Here is a 22656-nt window from a genome sequence, read left to right as displayed (position 1 = left end):
TGAATAATCGAATTATACAGGAGTTGCTCCCAAAAAGCTTGCGTTTACCTGTTTGTTACCATTGTAAACATCCTAAATCCGGTTATCAATGTATAGGCAAATGACGTCGAAAATTGTATCATGTTAGAGTGAGCCAATATTAGCCAATCCTGGCTTGGAGGTGCGGGCAGCTTGTCGATCAGAAGAAAAATGACCTTATTGTTAGTCATTTCGCTCGTTACCATACTGCTTATTAATATGGTTCTTATTTATTCCCGGGCGAGAAGCAACCTGCGGGACGTGCACGATTCGCAGCTGATTTTGACGACGCGCCAGGTCGCCGCTTCGCTTGAGCAGGGAAAAACCAGCTTGGCTTACGCGGATAAGGAATTGGAGAAGAATTTAAGGAGAGCCGCCGAAACAGCGGCCAGCGAGCTGGGACCGGAATGGAAAGGAGTTACGGTGGAGCAGCTGGCGGACTTAAGCCGGAGGACCGGAGTAAGCGGCCTCTCCCTTTTATATAGAAAAGATAATGAGTTGTGGACCGGGATATCCACAGATCCGCAGCGTTTGGGTACGGCTGTGGAGCCAACGCTTGGCTTCGGAAGCTCTCAATCCCTGATCCAGCCTTTCGATGAGACCCGGAAGGTGCTGAGCGGCGAGCCGTATTGGATGGATTCGTATAGGCTCGGTTCAGACGAACCTCCCGAGGACCGGATGGGTTTTTATTACGATGGGAAAAGCAACTATATGATTCATGTTTTTCTGCGGCCGGAGGATGTGGAAGAGGATCTGAATCAAATGGGCATCCAGGCTACGATTGACCGGATTAAACAAAGTGATCCAAATATTCTGGAGATCACGGGATTCAGCAGGCCGCCTGTCGAGGCGATTTTAAATGAAGGGTCCCCGCCGGCTTTAAATCAACCGTTGTTCGGTACCTACGGCTTGGAGGATGACCAGGCGGAGCTGCGAATTCGGAAAACTGCGGAAAGCGGACAGGAGCAGGTGGCGGATTTTTTGCTGAACGGACAGCGTTACATAGAAAATTACCTGCCGGTTAATCCGCCTGGCGGAACCCCGTATATTCTTAGAGTGGTTTACAGCGATGAGCCGTTGTCCGCGGGAAATGAGCGGCAAATGGTGCATTATGTTTGGATTTTTATCTCCATGCTGGTATTGGTGCTGCTGATCGTTTCTTATACTTCAAGAATGCTCATGCGCCCGCTTCGCCATATTCTGGTCAGAGTCAAAGAGATGTCGGAGGGCCGTTTCGACGCCCGGCTGAGAATCAAAAGCCGTGATGAGCTCGGCGTTCTGGCCAAACACATCAATCTCATGGCCGAGAATCTAGGCGAATATACGTCGGAGCTGGAGAAAATGAACGATGAAAACCGCTCGATGCGCGAATATCTGGAGTCCGTCATTAATCAGACGGCCGATGCCATTCACTTGTCCGATCCCGAATGGAGGGTGATCCGGGTCAATCAGGCTTTTGAACGGCTGTATGGCTGGAGCGGAGAGGAGATAGCCGGGCAGGAGCTTCCGTTTGTCCCTGCCGGTCTATGGGAAGAATGGGAGGAGTGGGAGCAGACGCTGGCCGAAGGACAGCCGCTTCAGAGTGTGGAGACGGTCAGGCTCTGTAAAGACGGCAGCCAGGTGGAAGTCAGCATTACCCACTCCCCGATTTTTAATTCGAACGGCGAAATCATTGCTTATATTACGATCTCCAGGGATATGACCGAACATAATAAAATGCAGGAGCTGCTGCGCCAATCGGAGAAGCTCACGACGGTCGGCCAGCTGGCCGCCGGCGTTGCGCACGAGATCCGGAACCCGCTGACGACCTTGCGGGGATTTCTGCAGCTTCAGCAGCAGACACAGACGATGAATGACCAGCATGTCGATATTATGTTGTCCGAGCTTGACCGGATCAATTTGATCGTCAGCGAGTTTCTGATTTTGGCCAAGCCGCAGGCTAATATTTTTCAGGACAGGGATATTCGGTACGTGCTTGGTGACGTCATTTCCCTGCTGGACAGCCAAGCGCATTTATATGGCATTGAATTTGTTTCCGATTTTGCGAAAGAACCGATTTATGTATACTGCGAAGAGAACCAGCTGAAACAGGTGTTTATCAATATATTGAAAAATGCGATGGAAGCGATGCCCCGCGGAGGCGGGATCGGGCTGAAGATCATTAAGGAAAACAATCAGGCTTTGGTCGGCATTATCGACGAAGGCGAAGGCATCCCGTTAGAGCGGCTTGAGAAGCTGGGGGAGCCATTCTATACAAGCAAAGAGAAAGGGACCGGTCTGGGGCTGATGATCAGTCAGCGTATTATTGAAGCCCACAAGGGCACGATCAGCATTAACAGCATGGTCGGCTGGGGAACGATGGTGACCATTACTTTGCCGGTCGTTCATCGGGATACGGAAAATGAAGAGACCGATGAGGAAACGGGCGGCCGAGAGGATCAGGAGGAAGAGAAGTTTGCGGATTAATAAATTTATAAGCGAAACCGGGTTCTGCTCCCGCCGGGAAGCGGATAAGCTGATTGAGGCCGGGAAGGTAACGATTAACGGTGAGGTTGCCCTGCTCGGGAGCCAGGCGGAAGAAGGCGATGACGTGAGGGTCAACGGCCAACCCCTGATTTCCAAACCGGTAGAAAGCGTATATATTGCGCTTAATAAACCCGTTGGTATTACAAGTACAACCGAGCAGCATATCAAGGGAAACATTGTAGATTTTGTCGGTCATGAGCAGCGCATTTTTCCGATCGGGCGGTTGGATAAAGATTCGGAAGGTCTGATTCTGATGACCAGCGACGGGGATATCGTCAACAAAATTCTCCGGGCCGAAGGCAAACATGAAAAGGAATATATCGTGACGGTCGACAAGCCGGTTACGCCAAGATTTCTGCAGGCGATGTCGGAAGGCGTGAAGATTTTGGGCGAAATGACGCTGCCTTGCAAGGTTACCCGAATTTCGGAAAGAGTGTTCCGGATTATTTTGACCGAAGGGAAAAATCGTCAGATCCGCCGGATGTGCTCCGCACTTGGTTACAACGTCAGGAAGCTGCAGCGCATTCGGATCATGAATATCCATCTGGGCAGCCTGAGGACCGGTGAATGGCGGGACCTCACGCCGCAGGAGAAGCAGGAGCTCGGCGCCCAGTTGAATTACAGGCTCCTTTAAGGCTGCTGCAAAGACGTAAGGGACGACTCTCTACGTTACGTAGTTATGCTATCGAATAAAAAAAGCAAAGCCCGGGATATCCCGGGCTTTTATTGTCTATGCTTGTAAGGTATTTCCCCTTATTTTAAGGGTTGATCGTGATCTGGCCGTTCGGATCTTGATATTTGCGGATAATCGAAATTTCAACCCGCCGGTTTTTCGAACGCCCGGCCTCCGTATTATTATCAGCCACCGGATGGTATTCGCCATAACCGATCGGACTGAACATTTTCGGATTCAATTTGTTGTTCAGCAGCAGGATCTCCATAAAGTTCCTTGCCCGGGCAAAGCTCAGGTCCCAGTTCGAAGTAAACTCGTCATTATCGATCGGCACGTTGTCCGTATGACCCGAGACCAGGATTTCATAGTCCGGAAACTTCTGAAGCATGCCGGAAATCGCTTTGGCCAACACGCGGGCCTCCGGTTTAACGGCGGCGCTGCCGGACGGGAACAGGGCGTTGTCGCTGATCGTGATCACAAGCTGCGACTGGTTCAGCTTGGTATTCAGCTGGGTAGTTAACCCGCTTTGCTTGATGTACTGATCAAGCTGCTTTTTCAGCTTCTCCAGATCCTCTTGCTCTTGCTTCATCAGCTCGTTCCGTTTCTGAAGCTGCGACATGCTCTGCGTGCTTTGCGCGGTAGGAGCCGGGGTGCTGTTATTTTTGTTGTCTTTCTCTTTGTCCGGTGTATTTTTGGTGGTGCCGTTAATGGTGCTTTGATCAAGCACGCCAACCCCGCCGTTAAAGGCGTTATTAAACGCCTCGCTTAATTCATCAAACTTTTTGGCATCGATAGTGCTCATGCCGTACAGAACGATAAAAAGGGCCAGCAGCAGGGTCATCAAGTCGGAGTAGGGGAGCAGCCAGCTTTCGTCGTTATGCTCCTCGTGGTGCTCATGTTTTTTATTCTTTTTGCTCACCGCTGTCCGCCTCCTTATCCTGAAGTTTCGCGCGTTCGGCCGGTGTCAGGAATACGGACAGTTTTTGCTGAATAGCTATGGTAGATACCCCGGATTGGATGGAAAGCAAACCTTCCACCATCATCAGGCGGATCTCCATTTCACTTTTGGACATCCGTTTTAATTTATTGGAGATCGGGTGCCAGAGGACATAACCGGTAAAAATACCGAGCAAGGTGGCGATAAAAGCGGCTGCAATCGCATGGGACAGCTTATCTATGTCGCTCATATCGGCAAGGGCCGCAATTAATCCGACTACAGCGCCGAGTACGCCGAGCGTAGGCGCGTACATGCCGGCCTGGGAAAAGATAAGCGCTCCGGAACGGTGGCGTTCCTCGGTCGCTGCGATATCTTCCGCCAGAACGTCGCTTACAAACTCCTGGTCATTGCCGTCTATAATCATGCGCATACCGCTGCGCAGGAAGTCGTCGTTAATTTCTTCAACTTTGGTTTCCAGTGCCAGCAAACCTTCACGGCGGGTAATGGATGCCCACTCCGTAAACATGGTGATGATTTCGGTTTTGCTGAGCATCTTGTTGGGGAAGAACAAAACCTTGAACAGTTTGGGGAGTCGCTTCATTTCGGACATTGGGAACGCAACAAACAGGGAAGCGGCGGTCCCTACAATGATAATGACATAAGCTGCGGGGTTATTGACCAGGGCGACTACGGGAGCGCCTTTCAGGATCATCCCGCCGATCAGGGCGGCCAGGCCCAGCACAATACCTACTATAGTTGAAATTTCCATTCATACACCTCATCCATGAGAATTGAATCCTTTCCATTTTCCGGCATCCTTCCGGAAAGTGAAGCACGAAACGGCTTATCTCTTTTATCGACAGATTTCTATTATTTTTTAAGGCATATTTTCAGGTATAATGAAGGGTATCCTGAAGTTGGAATATGCGTAGAAAGGGGCTTTGGCAATGGGCGTTAAGCATGGAAGAGACTATGCCTTGATTTTGGCGGATTTAACGGAGGCCATGGCGGCTGTTCCCGATAGTTATATTTTTTTCGAAATGGAGCCCGCGGATTGGGAGCGTCTGCCTGAGGAGGATCGCCGGGAAGTGTGGGAAGCGCTTGCGGAGGATCTGTTTTACGGACTTGGCGAAGAGCCTGTAATTTCCGTGGGAAGCGCAGTGGTGATGTACGATCCGGCCGTTCACCGGATTAACGTATTGATCGGCGAGGAGGAATTGACCTCCATTTCCCTTATTTAAACGGGAGCCGGCTAAAGCAGCAGACGGCGAAAAGTGTCGAATTATGGCTTTTCCTGCTGCCAGATGATAAAATAGTGGGATGCGGAAAGGTCTTTTCGTTAAGTCATAGCGTGACCTTTTAAGTTGGGAGGTATAAAACAATGCCATTTTCACCTGAAGAGGTTGAAGCGCATTTGGAAAAGCTGGAAGGCTGGGAACTGGAAGAGGGGCGCTGGATCGTCCGCAAATTCAATTTCTCCAGCTACATGCAGGGAATTGCTTTTGTAGCGGAAGTAGCCGCGATTTCAGAGGCTTTCGAGCATCATCCTTTTATTACGATAGACTACAAAGTCGTTACGCTCCGTCTGACTTCCTGGGAGGAAGGCGGCATTACGGGCGTGGATATTAAAGAAGCGCAGCAGTATAACGAAGCGTTTGACAAGATGCGCAGCGCAGATTGACCTTTAAGTCATGGAGCCGATAAGTTGTTTCCACCTGCAGGCGTTATGAAAAAAAGAGAAGTGCACCTTAGCCGGCTCGGCAGGGTGCACTTTTTATTTTAGCCCGGTTCAAGCCAAGCCAGGCTAGGCGCAGCTGAAGATTCCGCCGCAGCTCAAGCCCGATTTTGCCCGTCCGGTTGGTAGACCATGCAATAAAAAGGCTTCATTCCGGTAGGCGTTTGCCGTTCGTATAAATCCGTAATGGTAAAACCTGCCTTCTGATAGGCGCGGATCGCCCGATTGTTCCAGGTCAGTACTTCCAGGTCAATTTCATTGTCCGGCTTGCGGCGGAGCGCCTCCTGAACGATAGCCGCGACAAAAGCGCCGCCCCGTCCATGTCCGCAAAGCTCCGGTTTCATGCCGATGCCGAGCCGGGTAACGCCCTCCATCGGAAAAAACTGCGCAAACCCGCAAAGCGAACCCTGCTCGTCCAGCAGGGACACGTATTGCGTGCGCCGGATCGCCGGATCGCCGAACTCGACCTCAAGTCCCTTCATCTGCTCCCAGGGGAGCCAGCCGTATATATTGTATGGAGGTTCATAACACCAGGTACAAATCTCGGCCCCATGAGCCTCTTCCATCGGAACCACTTGAAAGGAATAGGTCTTCTCAGGCAAGCCAATCCCTCCTTAATCAGGATATTGGGTTTATGCAGCACAAGTCTAATGTACCCGAGAGCGGAAGCTTTGGCAAAAATTTTGGAAAAAAGCCCCGGAGACCGTTTAAACGTCGTAACACCGGGTAAATAAAAATCATATGGGAAACCTTTCCTTCCCATAAACCTCTGCATGGCCGGCTTAAAAAATATCGCAGGTTTAAGTCCGGAAGGTGGAACCTTTGGCTTGCTTGCCTCGTTTATAGGTAAGGAAAACAAAAAAAGCCGCAAGCGATTCCGGCAAGAATCGTGCGGCCAAGAGGAACAACATGCAGGATTCCTTCGCCTGGCAGGGCGGAGGGTCCTAAAGATTAACAGCAAACGTTTTATAAGAATATTGACTCAAAATGCGTTTGGCTCCAACATAACGGTTGGCATAATAGCTGTTGCTGAGCTTATCCACGCGAACACCCTTTGAAGAAGAGGCATGAGCGAAGGTTCCGCTGCCCATGTAAATCCCTACATGGGAGACGCCGTTGCCGAGCGTATTAAAGAAGACAAGATCGCCGGCTTTTAATTGGGCTTTGGCAACCGCAGTACCTTGTTTGTACTGAGCGGCCGATTGGCGGGCAAGAGTTACGCCCATTTTCTGAAATACGAACTTCGTAAATCCGGAGCAGTCAAATGCGCCGTTGCCGGTAGCTCCCATTTTGTAAGGGGTACCGTATACCGAGCTAACAACCGAGCTCAGTGTCGATGCGGATGCAGTGCTTGTACCTAATGTTCCGGCGGACAGAAGAATGGCTAAACCCACTGCCGCAGCTGTTAATGTCTTTCTCAAGATGTCAAACTCCTTCCAAGGCCTGCGAGGTTAGCTTGAGGATTCGGTCGAAGGTTCCCTATGACTCTCTGATAGCGGAGTCAATTCACCCATAACTGGTTCCCCCGTTTCCCAGGTGCGGGGAATTCGGCTGTTGTTTGTTGTGGCACCTGACAATGCGTTACGGATGAAGAGGACTTAAAAGAAGACTTCATGGATTTAGTAAGGCTTCATAAGACTCGTCCATCACTTGCGACTGACAACAATAATTACAAATTTGTTACTAATGCATGGGTAATTGTAACAAATTGAGGGCAAAGAAGCAAGGCGTGTCCGCACTTTATCCGGGAATTCTTCCAAATTCGTCTTTTAGACCTAATAGAATGACGGTATTTGGGACTCGGCTCCGGCGGCGGGGCTCCAACCTGAGTGCAGGGTTTCTAAATAAAAAAAACCTTTAAACCATTCCGGCCGGAATGATTTAAAGGTCAGGCCTGGTGACGTTCTTATTCCACGTTGTCGTTGTCTGCGGAATCGTCCGCGGCAACCGACTGGTAAACGTCACTGCTCATGATGCGTTTGGCTCCAACGTAGCGGTTGACATAATAGCTTTCACTTAATTTGCTGATGGTCACGCCTTTAGAAGAGGACGCATGAGCAAATTTGCCGTCTCCTACGTAAACCCCTACGTGGGAAACGCCGCTGCCGCTAGTGTTGAAGAACACCAGATCGCCTGGAATGAGATCGCTTTTCTCTACCGCTTTACCCATTTTGTATTGGGAGCCGGATTGGTGAGGAAGCGTGATGCCGAGCTTTGCAAACACATATCTTGTGAAACCGGAGCAATCAAAACCGTTGGTTGTTGTTCCTCCGGATTTATAAGGTGTGCCCAAAGCTCCGTCCACCGCTTTATCCAGTTGGGTATCGGCCGCAAAAACGCTCGTACCCACGGTGAACATTAATGCAAAACTTACTGCTGCTGCTGCCAACTTCTTCTTCAAACTGTGTGTACCCCTTCCAACGCCTACGAGGTTAGCTTAAGGATTCGGTAGAAGGTTTCCCCTATGGCCCCTCCGTTGCGAGACCAATTCACCCAAAGTGGTTCCCCCGTTCCCCTGATGCCTGGGATTAGGCTTATTCTTTATGGCATCTGAAGCTACTTATTCGACATCTTTTTCATAAGTCCTGCTAAGTCATTAAAAAAGAATTACAAAGTTGTTACTTGTTTGGTTGAAGCCATTGTATCAGCAAAAGGTACTATTTGGCAATGCGTATTTTTGAAAAAAGAGTGCCCGGACAGGCACCAAAAAGCCCGAGCCTGTTGGCCCGGGCCTTGCGCGGCGCCGATCCGGCGCTTATATTTTTTTTATTGGCCTTGTAGAAAAGAATTTATTTTTCAGACCCTTCCTTCCACAGGTGGAATTGCGAGGCGGTCTGCCAGATTCCTAAAATGCTGCTGATCAGCGGATAGGATTGGTGCAGGATCAGGCCCAGGATTCCGGTCCATATCCAGGAACCGGCGGTAAACAGGCCGCACAGCAGCAGGCTGAGCCCGCCCAGCAGCACGGAGATGCCGATGACTTGAATCAGCCGTCTTGCGCACCAGAACAGGGAGGTAAACACGCCGGAGCCGGAGAGCCAGCCGAGCAGCGCGTATTCCAGGAACCTTTTCACAAGGAAAAACCAGACTCCCCAACCGCCCAGGGCACCTGCGGTAACCAACAGCGTATGGTGGTCGCCGTTCAGCAGCAGCGTGGAACGGTCATATAGGCGGGGAAGCAGCCAATAAGCCGGAAGCAGGGTGAGAACCAGCTCGGCCAAATATAAGAGGCCGACGGGCTTCCAGCGCTTGCGGATGCCTTCAAAGAACAGCCAGCCCGCCCCGTCGCGATCCTTTTCTTCCAGCAGTCCATGATAAATACCGGCGCGGATCAGGGGGGTAAACAGAAGGCGGATCAACATCATGCCGGCGAGCAGCCCGCCGTAAAGGCGCAGCTCGCTGCTGCCCGCCAGGCCCATTTGGCCTTCCACCACGAACAGCAGGCGGCTCAGCTCGCCGGGACCGGAATCCGGATATCTCTGCAGAACCGGCATAATGGCGGAATGAATGATTTTATAGAGGAATACGCTCCAAAGCAGCCGGTACAGAAAAAGAAGGATGGCAATGGGCAACTGCTTGGACGCGCTCGTCCAGCCTTTTCGGATATAGGTCATCGCTTCATTCACCTCACCATGACAGCAGTCCAAGCAGAGAGTCCACAAGCTTGGCGATGCTCAGATTCCATCTGAACCCGACGACCGGATCCACTTCGGCTTTTAAATAGTTGTTGATATGTTTGTTCTCAAGCAGGAGCGTATAGGCGGGGTCGATCATCACCCAGGCGAGCGGCTCCTTGTAGTCCACCTTAAATTCGGCAATAGGCACCTTGCCGTCCCATTCCTTGCGGACCTCGTGGCCGTCAGTGAAGGTAAAGAGCACCGGCACCGGTGTAGTGGACGCTCCGCGGCGGCTTACGGCAACCGTAGCTTCATAAACGGTTTCCCCGTTCTGCTCTTTACGGTCGGTCGTGATGTGGTCTACGGCGTAGTCGACCATCTTTCCGTCATACACATAGGAATCGAAGTAATCGCTCCAGGATTTCCCGGTTACCTGCTCAAGCACACGCTGGAAGTCCGCGGTCGTAGGATGCTTGAAGCGGTATTTCAGCGCATAGGTTTTCATGACCTTGTTCATCTGCTTGGTGCCGATCTGCCGCTCAATGTCCAGCAGCACCAGCTTGCCCCGCGTATAGACGTTAAGCGCATAATTCCGGGAAGAACCGTATTTCCATGCCTCTTGATCCAAGGATAGAGGGCGGGTAATCATGGCGGACTGGATCGTCAGATTGGGATTGATGCCGAATTCCTTTTCCATTACTTTGTCTTCGGCGTAGGAGGTGAAGGCTTCGTCGAGCCAAGGCTCTTCAAATTCATTGCTGGCGATCATCCCGTAAAAATACTGGTGCCCGATTTCATGGACCACGGTCCTCTCCAGATCGTAACCCGGGGAATCGTCAGTTGCTCCGAACGCGGTAATGAGCGTCGGGTATTCCATGCCGCCCGCTCCGTTTCCGTCAGCCGGAGGCACCACGATGGAAAGCGTGGAGTAAGGGTATGGCCCGTAAGACTTGCTGTAGGAGGCGAGCGCCGCTTTGGCCGCATAGAAATAGCGGTCCTTCAAGTCTTTGTGAGCCGGGTCCAGATACAGCTTAATGCGTACGCCGGGCACACTGTCCGAAGCAAAGGGCTCCTCCGCGTAAATGAAATCCGGCGAGGCGGCCCAGGCGAAATCATGTACGTCGTCGGCATAGAATTGATAGGTTTTCCTAGCATTTTTGACTGCTGCCGACTTGGTGGGAAACCCGGTGGCAGCCACGATATAGTTCTGCGGCACGTTGATCTTCACGCTGTAGATGCCGAAATCGGAATAGAATTCGGAATTGCCGTGGTATTCGTGAAGGTTCCAGCCTTCCTGCGTTCTGCCCCGCGTGCCCGCCGGCTCATAAACGCTCATCTTCGGAAACCATTGTCCGGCCATAACGAAATCGCCGGCTGTGCCCATCCGAGCAAAAACCTTGGGCAGCTTCACTTCAAACCCGATTTTCAGCGTCAGGGTTTCCCCGCCCTGAACTGCTTGCGGCAGACGGACTTTCACGAGGGTCTTGTCCTTTGCGTTGCCGTCGTCAGGCTGCACATATTGGAGGCGGTGGAGCAGGGAAATGCCATCCGTGGTACGAATTTCGGTCATGGTGATCGATCCCCATCCGTTCTGGGGCATGGAGTCTCCCCGAAGAACGCCGCCCGATTCCCTCATAAAAGTAGTGTCCGGAGAGGAGAAGGCATTTGCGTACAGATGCAGGTAAACCTCGTTCACTGGTTTTTTGCCGGGATGCGTCCAGCTAAGCGTTTCGGTACCGGTTAAGGTGCCGGTTTGTTCGTCCAGCTTTACGTCGATATGGTACTCCGACACCCTGTCGCTGAGCACCTCGGCGCTGGGCTGCTGTACGCTCTCTTTGACGGGGGTGGCGCCCGGTTCCGTTAGAGAGGGCTTGGCCTGACCGGGAGCAAGAGAAGTCGCAATAGAAGCTGGATCGCCCGGGCGCAGCTTGGTTAATCCCCAAAACGACCCCCCCAGCAGGAGCAGGGCGGCCGCCAAGAGCATGATGGTTTTGGTCCGTTTCCTTGGTGCAAACATAGATTGATACCTCCCGTTGACAAGCATCTACAGCATGTATATGTTTGCATTTGAAAGATTATTAGCTAAAATAAAATTAATGTACAAGGTGTGAATGGAAGCGCCTTTAACCTTGGAGGGAATTATGGATAATACGCCGAACGCGGGAAAGAAACCGCTGAGTTTGAATATTATAAGCAGCAATGAGAAGACCAAACATAAAGGATTCGGAGCGGGGTCCATCGATTTGAACAACGTATCTCCGGTCATCATCGACGGCGGGGAAGCCAAGATCGATATCGGGGCGATGCACGCGAAGAGCAAGGTAGAACGGGGCATCAAGTTTTCGCCGAACCGGGAGGATGTGCCGAACGGCCGCCAGGTATGGGTGGTTTGGGTCGCGGTTGATCAGACCGAGGAAGGAAAGTGCTACGGCGGAGCCACGGCCTGTGAGATGCTCATCGATGCGGAAGCCAAACGCGGCTGGAAAATCCTCGCCGAACACGTCAACAAGCTCGACTACGCGCTGAAGCGCAAAGTGATGCTGGACGATTTGGGCAGCGAAGAGAAAGCGGCGCTGAAGCAGCTGCTTGTAAGCCATAACGAGGAATGGTGGGAACGGACGCCTGAGGCGTTTAAAGCGGCTTTGAACTAAATGCTTTCAACTAATATAATGAACGGAAAAAGAAAAGGGGAAACCTCTCGTCAAGCGATGACGTAAGGTTTCCCCTTTATTTTTGTATGTCTTAATCCATCCACCACCGCTTTAAATCTTGCCACCAGGAATGGCTTTGTTCCTTGACGGCTTCGGGAGCAGGTTCGGATTTAGCCGGCGGCGCCGTGCCTGTGCAGGTTTCCTTTGGCTCCGTGCCGGAGATGAACACTTCCAGCTCCTTGGTGCCGCAGCTTACATCGGCCAGCTTGCCGGTGGCGGTATCGATATAAGCGCTCACCACGCCTTCCGGCACGGGGAACATTTTGGGCGGCACCTTCTCCAGCGCCTTCTCCGTGAAGGTGGCGAAGATCGGTGCCGCTTTGCGCGAGGCCGCCGTGCCGAGCGTTTTGCCTTTGTCGTAGCCGACCCAGACGGCGGTGGAGAGCTCCGGCGTGAAGCCGACCAGCCAGGCATCGGTGCTGGTCGTGCCCGTTTTGCCCGCCACCGGGCGCTTCATCAGCGCGGAGACGCGGCTGCCGGTGCCGCCGGTATCGAAGACGCCCTCCATGATGTGCGTCAGCACATAAGCGGCGGCGGGATCCACCACCTGCACCGGCTGCGCCCCGGGCGCTTCGTAGAGCACGCTGCCGAAGGAGTCCGTCACCTTTAGGACGGCAACGGGTTTGACGCTGCGGCCCTGGTTGCCGATGACGGCGAAAGCCGACGCCATTTCGAACGGGCTGACCGGCGAGGTGCCGAGCGCAAGCGAAGGTACGGCCTGAAGCTTGCTGGTAATGCCCATTTTCCGGGCCATGTCGATGACGTTGTCCGCGCCGACCGTCAGGATCGTGTTGACGGCGTAAATATTGTCCGAAGCGGCGATCGCCCGTTTCATATCGATTTCGCCGAGGTATTTTTCACCGAAGTTCTTGGGGCTGTACGTTTTCCTGTTGTCATCGTAATGAAACAGAGTAGGCTCGCTGTTAAACTGGCTGGCCACCGTCATTTTCTTGGAAGCCAGCGCCGTTAAATACATGATCGGCTTAAAGGACGAACCCGGCTGCCTGGTGGTCGCGAAAACGTGGTTGTATTGGCTCTGCAAATAGTTGGTGCCGCCAACCAGCGCTTTCACGTAGCCGTTGCGGGGATCGATGGAAACCAAAGCGGCCTCCAGCTCGGCGTCATTGCCGACGCCTGTTTTTACGGCTGCTTCCGCTGCGGCCTGTGCATCGGTATCCAGCGTGGTGTATACCTTTAACCCGCCGTGCTCCAGCAGCTCTTCGCTGATCCCCAAATTGTTCACCAGCACGCTGCGCACATAATCCCGGAAAAAGGGGGCCTTGTCATCCGTCGTCCGCATCGACGGGGACTGGAATTGCAGCAATTGGGCGTAGGCCTGGTCGGCCTGCTGGCGCGTGATCGCCCCGGTTTCTACCATCGTGCCGAGCACGGTTTTCTGGCGGTCCTTGGCATTTTTCATATGATTAAACGGTGAATAATAAGTTGGCCCTTTCGGGATGCCGGCCAGCATGGCGCTTTCGGCCAGCGTCAAATCCTTGGCGGGCTTGCCGAAATACGTTTTGGCCGCGGCTTCGATGCCGTAGGCTCCGTGACCGTAATAGATCTGATTCAGATACATCTGCAAAATATCCGGTTTGCTGTATTTCATCTCCAGCTGGGCGGTATATAAAGCTTCCTTGGCCTTGCGGGTCCAGGTCCGCTCATGGGTCAGATACAGGTTGCGGGCAAGCTGCTGCGTCAGCGTGCTGGCGCCCTGCACTTTGTCCAGATGCTCGAGGTTGACGAGAACGGCGCGGGCCATGCCTTTGAAATCAAAGCCGATATGCTCGTAGAAATGCCGGTCCTCGACAGCCAGCGTAGCCTGAATCAAGGAAGGAGCAATCTGGTCCAGTTTGACGTTTTCCTGGTTTTTCTCCGCGGGGGAGAAGACGGCCGCGGCTTCGCCCTTGGCGTCGAGCATTACCGAGTTCTGATCCGAATCGATCGGCGGGAGCGGAGACTGGTATAAATATACAAGCAGAATGGCCAAAGCGGCAGCGGCAAGCACGCCGGAGGCAAGGGTGAGCTTGAACAGCATTTTTAGGCGTTTGGCTTTCGGCTTGCGCTGGTTCCTCGATAATCGCTGCAAATGAATAACCTCCTGTCGGATGAGCATAATCGTTAAAGTCGCAGCAGCAGGAGCTGCCTTTTCCGGAAAATAAGGGAATCCGGCGGCTGTAATGCTTATTATTGGGAAAGTTTAGGGGCGATATTCATGTTTGGGGAAAGCGTTTGGGTATAGTCAAATGCATCATTAAAATGCTTCATTAAAAACCTGACGGGTAATGATATCAAATAGGAAGCGATTCCAGTCGTGTTAAGCTGGATGAAATACGAGCGGAGGTGTTTACACATGTTACCGACCAAACGTCGACTAAGCTCTTTAATGAAATTGGCGGCCTGTGCGGCCTTGACGTTAGGAATTTCCACGGCAGGGGTAAGCGCGTCCATACCCGTAACGCTTTCGGGAGCGGCCAGTCCCGTTTGCGGCAGCGGGGATCACGGATTGCTGGGCGGGTTGAAGGAAAAACATACCGGTCCCGGCGCAGATCCGTTGCACTTTACCGACATTGATTTTCTAAGCGATACGACCGGCCGGGCAGCCGGCAACGGCTTTCTGATCGGCACCTCGGACGGGGGCTGTCATTGGCAGGAAATCTATACGGGATCGTGGGATTTCATGCAGATTGATTTTCCGGATAACGTAAAAGGATGGGCGCTGGCTACCACGCCGAACGGCCGCACTAATTACCTGGTATCAACAACGGATGGGGGTGCTCACTGGAAACGGATAGACAGCACAAAGGAGCATTTTAATCAAATTAAAGCGGTGGCGGGCACTTTATACGGTTTTACCTCTAATGGCATCTATAAATCGGAAGACGGGGCAAAGAGCTGGAAAAAGGTCAAAACCCCGCCGAATACGCGGGCCGGTTCCTTTGAGGACGCTGCAGGGAAGACGGGATACGTGCTGACCGTCGTTCCCGGCGGAGGTTATAAAGTGATGAGAACCACAAATAGCGGCGACAGCTGGCGTTCCGTACTCTCTATTCCTTCCCGCTCCGCCATCGGCGGAGATTTGTACAGCAAGGACGGGCAGGTATGGGCACTCGTTTACGGCGAATCGGGCATGTCCCAGGTTTCGTACAGCGTTTATGCCAGCGCGAACAAAGGCACGAACTGGACGCGCGTGATCGGGCAAAACACCGCAGGCGGAGGTCCCGCACCAGGCACAGGGAAAGCGCTGGCCGCTAAAGGGCCTGCCTCTCCGGGCGGCCATCCCGGCAATATGGCGCTGATCGGCGCTAGCACGGCTTACCTGGCCGGCGGTTCGCCTGCCGGGGGAGTTGTAGGCGTCGGCCGTTCTTATGACGGCGGACAAAGCTGGACCAATGTGCCGGCGACCCTGAAAGGGTACGACGCCCGCATTTCCTTCCCGTCGCAGAAGACCGGCTGGCTGACGGTGACGAGCGCGACGGAAACAGCCGTTTATGTAACGCATGACGGCGGCGCCAGCTGGAATAAGAAGTTTGAAATTCCGAATGCCGTTTCCTGAAGGACATAAGGGTCAATGGAATGAACCAAAGGGCTTCCGCAGAGCGGGGCTCTTTTTTTCGATTAACGAAGAGGGACGAATCGGGTATAATCAATATTTGACGCCGGTTCCAACGTCTTAAGAACGGAGACTTTGGATAAGGTTATATGGTAGAGTATGATAAAGAGATTATAGAAATGGGGACTGAAAGCAATGCCAGGCAGCCAGGCTGTGGTCATTACCCTGACAAGCTTTGACGGAACGGACAGAACAGTGCAGCGGATGCGCGGCGAACTGGTGCAGGGCGCGGCGGGCAGCTATCTCCGTTATGAAGAGCCGGAGCCCGGCCCGAAGGGCGGCAAAACCCGGACGACCGTCCGCATCAGCGGCGGCGAGCTTAAAGTGCTGCGCCATGGCGAAATCGAATCGCAGCAAACGTTTAGCGCCGGACAAAAACTTCCCGGCTTCTACCGCTCCCCTTTTACGACGTTTAACCTTTCGACGGATACGAAATCCGTGGAGATCAGGCTGAACGGCTCCATGGGGACCTTGGACTGGGTTTACGATTTATATGTCTATGAGGAACTGGCAGGCCGGTTCACCATTAGTTTGCAAATACAGGAGGAAGTCTGAACATGTCAACCCAAAATCCTTTAGAGCAGATCAACCAGGCGGTCAAAACGGCCATCGTCGATGCCATCACGGCGGCCGGCCTGGCTTCCGCTGAAGAAATCCCGGCGATTACCCTCGAAGTGCCGAAGGATAAAGCGCATGGAGACCTGGCGACTAACGCCGCCATGCAGCTTACCAAAATCGCCAAAAAGAATCCGCGCCAGATCGCGGAAGAAATTCTGAAGCATCTGGATTACGCCAAAGCTTCCATCGAGAAGGCGGAAATCGCCGGACCGGGGTTCATTAATTTTACGCTGGGCAAAAGTTATCTTTATCCGGTAATCGGCAAGGTTTATGCGGAAGGAGAAAACTATGGGCGGATTCAGCTCGGCAACGGGCAGAAGGTCCAGATTGAGTTCGTCAGCGCGAACCCTACAGGCAGCCTGCATTTGGGACATGCCCGCGGCGCTGCCGTTGGCGACGCCTTGTGCAACGTGCTCGATTTTGCCGGGTATGACGTGACCCGCGAATATTACATCAACGATGCGGGCAACCAGATCGTCAACCTGAGCAAATCGATCGAAGCCCGTTACCTGCAGGAGCTGGGACAAGAGGTCGAAATGCCGGAGGACGGCTACCATGGCGAAGACATCAAAGGTTTTGCCAAGGACCTCGTAGCCCGCGAAGGAGACGCGCTGCTTTCTTATTCGCCTAGCGAACGTGCGGCTTTTTTCCGCAAATACGGGTTAGAGAAAGAGCTGGATAAAATCAAACGCGACCTCGGCCGTTTCCGGGTGCGTTTTGATGTCTGGTTCAGCGAATCCTCGCTGTACGAGAACGGTCAAGTCGAGGCTTCCCTGGAGGAGCTTCGCGCCAAAGGACAAACCTACGAGCTGGACGGCGCAACTTGGCTGCGCACGACCGACTACGGCGACGACAAAGACCGCGTTTTGGTGAAAAATGACGGCACGTACACGTACATGACGCCTGATGTGGCTTACCACCGCAATAAATACAACCGGGGTTTTGACCGGATGATCAATATTTTCGGCGCCGACCATCATGGCTACATCCCGCGCCTCAAAGCGGCCATGGAAGCGCTCGGCAACGATCCGAACAAACTGACCGTTCTGATTGCGCAGATGGTCAGCCTGTTCCAGGACGGCGAGAAAGTAAAAATGTCCAAACGCACCGGCAAAGCCGTCACGATGGTCGACCTGATGGACGAAGTCGGCGTGGATGCCATCCGCTACTTCTTTACCATGCGCAGCATGGATTCGCATCTGGATTTCGACATGGATCTCGCCATTTCGACGTCCAACGAGAATCCGGTTTATTACGTTCAGTATGCGCATGCGCGCATTTGCAGCATTTTCCGCCAGGCCGAGGAGCAGGGCGTAGCCATTCCGGCACCGGACAGCGTGCCGTTCCACAAGCTGACCGCCGAGCACGAATTTGACCTGCTCCGGAAAATCGGCGAGCTGCCGGAAGAAATCGCGGCAGCGGCAAACGGTTATGCGCCGCACCGCATCGTGCGCTATGTATACGAGCTGGCGTCGCAGCTGCACAGCTACTACAGAGCGGAACGCGTCATCACGGAAGACGCGGAGCAAACCGCTGCCCGCCTCGCCCTGCTCGGCGCGGTGCGCATCACGATCGCCAACGTGCTGAAGCTGATCGGCGTCGAGGCTCCTGAACGGATGTAATCAGATACATCCTGGAAGATGGGGCGGCTGCGCACAGCTACAGCCGGCCCCAATAAGTGGTTTTATCTAACAAACCGCCCCGGATTGCTTTCCTCAATGAAAGCAGATCCGGGGCGGTTTGTTTTGGACTCGAAAATTTTGTCTATTGCGCAGCGTTAGCCGGAACCTCCGGTATTCCGAAAGGTTAGTTCTTCTTTCTGGATATGGAGGTCAAGGGTTTGACCCGCCTGCGCACAAGCCGGAAAGCATCAAGCTCGCCGGCGCTTATTTTATTTTTATCCTCGGACGGGGATAACGGACGCGTAGTCCGGCGGAGCAGCGTTTTGATTTCGGCCGGAGTAAGTCCCGGACGCCGGGCAAGAAGCAGTGCAATGGCTCCGCTGACATGGGAGGTGGCCATGGAGGTGCCGTTCATTTTTCGGTATTTGCCGCCAAGCCAGGAAGAGCGGATTTGATCGCCTGGTGCGTAAATGTCAATATAAGGCCCCAGGTTGCTGAAGCCCGCAATGCGGCGTTCGCGGTTGGTGGCACCGACCGAGATCGTTTGGGGCAGCTTGGCGGGATAATCGATGTTGCGTCTTTTTTTGTCATTGCCGGCCGAGGCGACGATGACGACGCCAGCCTGGGTAGCGCGCTCCACGACTTCTTCCATGGCGGTGCTTCTTTTTTTCATGCCAAAGCTCATATTGATGATCTGCATGCCATTCTGCACGCACCAATCGATGCCGCGGATAATGTCGGAGACATAGGCGGCTCCGTTATTGTCGAAAGCTTTAACCGGGTAAATCAAGGAACGGGGAGCCACGCCTGTTATGCCCTCGGGTCCTCCGGCGGCGGCAATGGTTCCGGCGATGTGTGTGCCATGCCCGTTGTCGTCGTGAGGCCAGTGGTGGCGGCTCAATAAATTGACCCCGCGGGCCAGGCTGTATTTGAGGTCGGGGTGGTTAAAATCAACCCCTGTATCTACTACGCCGATCCGGATTTGAAGTCCGGTGGAATAGGACCAGGCCTCCGGGGCACGAACCCGTCTGACGCCCCAAGGAATGCCGGGATTCATCTGGCGTTCTTGAGCTGCCAGACCATGCACGTTAACCCGCGAATCTTCTTCTACCCGAAGCCCGTAGCGGAAGCGGAGCGGCAAATCGCCGGACAGCAGGGAACAAGCCAATCCCTGAATTAGCGTAGAATCTTCGAGACGCCTGCGGGAATCAGGGTCAAAGCCCGGAATATTGAGCTGCAGCTCGTTCAGAAAGGCCTCATAGTGAGACGGATTGCGAAAGGAAAGAATGTGGCGGGATCCTTCATCCGGGGAGGGAGAAAGATGTTCGCTCAGAAAGCGGAGCAATTCCGGAATATTCATGCATAGCAGCCCCCTGATCAAAGCGTGTTGCAGTATCTTATGAAAAGCCGGGATCGGCTGAATGGGGAACATGCCCGGTTGAACCGAAATAGGCGGCAACTCGCAAAAAAATTGCATAATTCCCGGTTTTTTTTGCAAGTTGCTGATGCCCTTACCGTGTCATTCTGCAAATGTATACATACCATGGAAGAAGGAAGCTGAATGGGGTCGGCTTCCCACTATCCCGGAGAAAGCGGATAACCTCCGCGTTTTTCGAAAAGGGTACAGTCGGCAGAAGCGGAGCGTGTTTGGCACGCTCCGCTTCTTGCTGTCCCTGATAAGAGTGCGGCTCGGCTAGGCAGGTCAAAGGTCACTTTTTAGACTCTTGGAAAGTCCCCCGACGAGGCCGGATAAAACTTGCTTTTTCCTTCCAAATAGGTTTTACTATTGTGTGATATGAGTTGGATGAGTTAAATTAGGGGAGGTCCCCCTTTGCCGGCCAAGCCGTCAGATCGGGAACGCAACCGTTAACATTGCCTGAGAGGAAGTGTCCGTAAGTGAGTACGCCGCTCAATTTGAAAATCGATCCGGAGAAAGTACAAGAAACTCCGATGGTCGATCTCGCATTTATGATTTTGAAAGCAGCCAATACGCCTCACTATTACCGTGATTTGATGAATGAAGTGGCCAAGCTTCGCGGGATGACCGAGGAGCAGATCCAAGAAGCCATTGCGCAGCTATATACGGAGATTAATATCGATGGTCGGTTTGCCTGCGTGGGAACCAATCTTTGGGGCCTGAAACGCTGGTATCCGATCGAGAAATCCGAAGATCCGATTGCCAACGCTTCTCGTCCGCGCATCATTAACGATGAGGATGACGATTTGGACGACGAAGATTACACGGATGAAGAAGAAGAGTCCTTCACTGCGGAAGATGAGGATTTCGATGCCGTAGACGAAGACGAGGAAGAAAACCTTTTTGCGGACGAAGACGAAGATGCGGACGTGGAAGACGAATCGCTGCTGGACGACGAAGATCTGGAAGATGAAGATCTCGAGGAAGAGAGCGAAGAGGAAGAAGAAGACCCGGGCAACGACGATGATGATTTGAAGGACTAAAACAGGCAAGAGGCGGCAGACTTTCGAATGAGAGTGTGCCGTTTTTTTCGTCAAGAACGGAGAGGCCGTCTGAACCCAAGGTCCTTATTTTTCATATTAAATCCAGTAAAACCAGCCTTTTCTGTCCTTCCCAAAATAGGCTTCCGGAATCCCTGCTGGTTGCTTGACAAGCCGCAGGGCTAACAGTTAAACTATTGCTTGGGCTTATGAATCGGATCTATAAATAAGTTGAAGTTTGGAAAGTGCCCCGACCAATTCGGGTGGCACTTTTTTTGTGTTTTTACGGGTTTTATTGCGGGTGATTAGCTGTAAAATGGGTTACGCTAAAGCCTAGTCGGATGGATTTCTGGATGTTTATTGATCAAATCAAAGTGCCGTTGCCCGGCACTATGTTTATTTGGGAGGTTTTTCAACAGTGGCTAAATACATTTTCGTAACAGGCGGCGTGGTGTCTTCCCTCGGCAAGGGGATTACCGCTGCGTCACTCGGCAGATTGCTTAAGAATAGAGGTTTAAAAGTAACGATCCAGAAATTCGACCCCTACATTAACGTTGACCCGGGAACCATGAGCCCGTATCAGCATGGTGAAGTGTTTGTCACCGATGACGGCGCTGAGACGGATCTGGACCTTGGACACTATGAGCGTTTTATTGATATCAACCTGTCCAAGAACAGTAACGTTACAACAGGTAAAGTTTACTCTTCGGTCATCAGCAAGGAGCGCCGCGGCGAATATTTGGGCGGCACCGTACAGGTAATCCCCCACATTACCAACGAGATCAAAGAACGTGTATTCCGCGCGGGTCGCGAAGCCGGATCGGACGTAGTCATTACTGAAATCGGCGGAACGGTAGGCGATATCGAAAGCTTGCCTTTCCTGGAAGCGATCCGCCAGATTAAAAGCGACATCGGCCGCGAGAACGTTATGTATATTCATGTAACGCTGATTCCTTATATTAAAGCTGCAGGCGAAGTTAAAACCAAACCAACCCAGCACAGCGTGAAGGAGCTCCGGAGCATCGGCATCCAGCCGAACGTAATCGTGTGCCGCACCGAGCATGAGCTTTCAGCCGATATGAAGGCCAAGATCGCGTTATTCTGCGACATTGACGCCAATGCCGTTGTGGAATGCCGCGACGCGAATACGCTGTACGAAGTACCTTTGAACCTGCGTGACGAAGGTTTGGATGAAATTGTCGTGAATCATTTGAAGCTGACGACCCCTGCTCCGGATATGACGGAATGGGAAGGTCTGGTGGACCGGATCAGCCGTCTGGAAAGAACGGTTGAAATCGCAATCGTCGGAAAATACGTAGCGCTGCACGACGCGTATTTGAGCGTAGTTGAATCTTTGTCCCACGCCGGATTTGACGCCAATGCGGATGTGAAGATCCGCTGGGTGAACGCGGAAGAAGTAACGGAAGACAATGTCGACGAAATGCTGGGCGGCATTGACGGCATTCTTGTACCGGGCGGCTTTGGCGACCGGGGCATCGAAGGTAAAATCACTACGATCCGTTACGCCCGCGAGCGGCAAATCCCGTTCTTCGGCATTTGCCTGGGCATGCAGGTTGCTGTCATCGAATACGCCCGCGCTTTGGCCGGCATGGATGGAGCGAACAGCTCGGAAATCAATCCGCAAACCGAATTCCCGGTCATCGATCTGCTTCCTGAACAAAAGGATATCGAAGATTTGGGCGGAACGATGCGTCTGGGCCTTTATCCGTGTAAACTGGTTCCGGGTTCCCTTGCTATGGAATGTTATGACGATGAGCTTGTTTATGAAAGACACCGTCACCGGTATGAATTCAATAACAGCTACCGCGAGGAAATTGAACGTGCGGGTCTCAAAATCTCCGGAACATCGCCTGACGGCCGCCTGGTGGAAATCGTGGAACTTCCGGATCATCCTTGGTTCCTTGCGGTTCAGTTCCATCCGGAGTTTACGTCTCGTCCGAACCGTCCGCAGCCGTTGTTCCGCGAATTTGTGAAAGCCTCGCTGAAATACGGCGAGCAGGCTTAATTTTTTTAGGCCGCCCAGTTCGTTTGCGCTTAGAATAAGAAGCTTTAATCCGGGTTGCCCCTTGCTGTCCGGTCGCTTAACTCTTTCAAACTTCCTTTGGTGT

19 protein-coding genes and 2 riboswitches are annotated in these 22656 nt (G+C 52.8%); of the genes, 10 read left to right on the top strand and 9 right to left on the bottom strand.

The genetic code is table 11. From position 1 onward, the window contains the following. Positions 1-171: 171 nt before the first annotated feature. Together AC3ZPD_RS22560 and rluF are read left to right on the top strand one after the other, a co-directional pair. Entirely contained in the window at positions 172-2484 is a 2313-nt protein-coding gene (locus tag AC3ZPD_RS22560) for an ATP-binding protein (RefSeq protein WP_490986488.1), read from the top strand. Continuing rightward, a complete protein-coding gene (rluF, locus tag AC3ZPD_RS22555; RefSeq protein WP_490986487.1) occupies positions 2474-3178 on the top strand; it encodes a 23S rRNA pseudouridine(2604) synthase RluF in 705 nt (234 codons plus the stop codon). The genes AC3ZPD_RS22560 and rluF overlap by 11 nt, the downstream gene beginning before the upstream one ends. A gap of 124 nt (positions 3179-3302) precedes the next feature. On the opposite strand, the gene motB is transcribed toward rluF, so the two are convergent. Together motB and motA are read right to left on the bottom strand one after the other, a co-directional pair. Then, complete coding sequence (gene motB, locus AC3ZPD_RS22550) at positions 3303-4136, bottom strand: flagellar motor protein MotB (RefSeq protein ID WP_490986486.1); 834 nt, start codon at positions 4134-4136, stop codon at positions 3303-3305. Next, positions 4120-4923 carry a flagellar motor stator protein MotA gene (gene motA / locus AC3ZPD_RS22545; protein ID WP_490986485.1) on the bottom strand — a complete coding sequence of 268 codons (804 nt, stop codon included), beginning with the start codon at positions 4921-4923 and terminating at the stop codon, positions 4120-4122. Before motA ends, motB begins: the two co-directional genes overlap by 17 nt. Before the next feature lie 178 nt (positions 4924-5101). Between motA and AC3ZPD_RS22540 the strand changes: the two genes are divergently transcribed. After that, positions 5102-5395, top strand: coding sequence for a hypothetical protein (locus tag AC3ZPD_RS22540; protein WP_490986484.1), 294 nt, complete (start codon positions 5102-5104; stop codon positions 5393-5395). A gap of 140 nt (positions 5396-5535) precedes the next feature. After that, on the top strand, positions 5536-5835 hold the full coding sequence (locus AC3ZPD_RS22535) for a 4a-hydroxytetrahydrobiopterin dehydratase (RefSeq protein WP_490986483.1): 300 nt from the start codon (positions 5536-5538) through the stop codon (positions 5833-5835). Positions 5836-5987: 152 nt separating this feature from the next. Here the strand turns inward: AC3ZPD_RS22535 and AC3ZPD_RS22530 are convergent, their stop codons facing one another. The 5 genes from AC3ZPD_RS22530 to AC3ZPD_RS22510 form a co-directional block, all read right to left on the bottom strand. Further along, positions 5988-6455 carry a GNAT family N-acetyltransferase gene (locus AC3ZPD_RS22530; RefSeq protein WP_490986500.1) on the bottom strand — a complete coding sequence of 156 codons (468 nt, stop codon included), beginning with the start codon at positions 6453-6455 and terminating at the stop codon, positions 5988-5990. Positions 6456-6833: 378 nt separating this feature from the next. Beyond that, a complete protein-coding gene (locus tag AC3ZPD_RS22525) occupies positions 6834-7310 on the bottom strand; it encodes a C40 family peptidase (protein WP_490986482.1) in 477 nt (158 codons plus the stop codon). Between the two features lie 4 nt (positions 7311-7314). Then, positions 7315-7452: riboswitch (cyclic di-AMP (ydaO/yuaA leader) on the bottom strand. Positions 7453-7795: 343 nt separating this feature from the next. Further along, the gene (locus tag AC3ZPD_RS22520) at positions 7796-8290 is read right to left on the bottom strand and encodes a C40 family peptidase (RefSeq protein WP_490986481.1); all 495 of its coding nucleotides are present in this window, start codon (positions 8288-8290) and stop codon (positions 7796-7798) included. Between the two features lie 5 nt (positions 8291-8295). Continuing rightward, positions 8296-8434: riboswitch (cyclic di-AMP (ydaO/yuaA leader) on the bottom strand. Between the two features lie 244 nt (positions 8435-8678). Beyond that, a complete protein-coding gene (locus tag AC3ZPD_RS22515) occupies positions 8679-9503 on the bottom strand; it encodes a hypothetical protein (RefSeq protein ID WP_490986480.1) in 825 nt (274 codons plus the stop codon). Between the two features lie 13 nt (positions 9504-9516). Beyond that, positions 9517-11523 (bottom strand): M1 family metallopeptidase, encoded by a 2007-nt coding sequence (locus AC3ZPD_RS22510; protein ID WP_490986479.1) that lies wholly within the window; start codon positions 11521-11523, stop codon positions 9517-9519. Positions 11524-11647: 124 nt separating this feature from the next. Here AC3ZPD_RS22510 and AC3ZPD_RS22505 point away from each other — a divergent pair, with 124 nt between their 5' ends. Then, a complete protein-coding gene (locus AC3ZPD_RS22505; RefSeq protein WP_490986478.1) occupies positions 11648-12157 on the top strand; it encodes a YwhD family protein in 510 nt (169 codons plus the stop codon). Positions 12158-12248: 91 nt separating this feature from the next. Here AC3ZPD_RS22505 and AC3ZPD_RS22500 read toward each other — a convergent pair whose 3' ends face one another. Further along, a complete protein-coding gene (locus AC3ZPD_RS22500) occupies positions 12249-14333 on the bottom strand; it encodes a transglycosylase domain-containing protein (protein ID WP_490986477.1) in 2085 nt (694 codons plus the stop codon). 237 nt (positions 14334-14570) lie between these two features. Between AC3ZPD_RS22500 and AC3ZPD_RS22495 the strand changes: the two genes are divergently transcribed. The 3 genes from AC3ZPD_RS22495 to argS all read left to right on the top strand — a co-directional run bounded on the left by AC3ZPD_RS22495 (position 14571) and on the right by argS (position 18070). Next, positions 14571-15773, top strand: coding sequence for a WD40/YVTN/BNR-like repeat-containing protein (locus tag AC3ZPD_RS22495; RefSeq protein ID WP_490986476.1), 1203 nt, complete (start codon positions 14571-14573; stop codon positions 15771-15773). A 192-nt stretch (positions 15774-15965) separates the two neighbouring features. After that, positions 15966-16385, top strand: a complete 420-nt coding sequence (locus AC3ZPD_RS22490; RefSeq protein ID WP_490986475.1) for a YwiB family protein — start codon at positions 15966-15968, stop codon at positions 16383-16385. A 2-nt stretch (positions 16386-16387) separates the two neighbouring features. Further along, the gene (gene argS / locus AC3ZPD_RS22485; protein ID WP_490986474.1) at positions 16388-18070 is read left to right on the top strand and encodes an arginine--tRNA ligase; all 1683 of its coding nucleotides are present in this window, start codon (positions 16388-16390) and stop codon (positions 18068-18070) included. A 184-nt stretch (positions 18071-18254) separates the two neighbouring features. Here the strand turns inward: argS and AC3ZPD_RS22480 are convergent, their stop codons facing one another. Beyond that, positions 18255-19430 carry a S8 family peptidase gene (locus tag AC3ZPD_RS22480; RefSeq protein WP_490986473.1) on the bottom strand — a complete coding sequence of 392 codons (1176 nt, stop codon included), beginning with the start codon at positions 19428-19430 and terminating at the stop codon, positions 18255-18257. Positions 19431-19966: 536 nt separating this feature from the next. Between AC3ZPD_RS22480 and rpoE the strand changes: the two genes are divergently transcribed. Further along, the gene (rpoE, locus tag AC3ZPD_RS22475; protein WP_490986472.1) at positions 19967-20530 is read left to right on the top strand and encodes a DNA-directed RNA polymerase subunit delta; all 564 of its coding nucleotides are present in this window, start codon (positions 19967-19969) and stop codon (positions 20528-20530) included. A 415-nt stretch (positions 20531-20945) separates the two neighbouring features. Continuing rightward, the gene (gene pyrG / locus AC3ZPD_RS22470) at positions 20946-22553 is read left to right on the top strand and encodes a CTP synthase (protein ID WP_490986471.1); all 1608 of its coding nucleotides are present in this window, start codon (positions 20946-20948) and stop codon (positions 22551-22553) included. Positions 22554-22656: the final 103 nt, after the last annotated feature.

The sequence above is a fragment of the Paenibacillus mobilis genome, from assembly GCF_058267595.1.
Note: the sequence above shows the minus strand (reverse complement) of the source record. Positions and strands in the feature narration are given on the sequence as shown.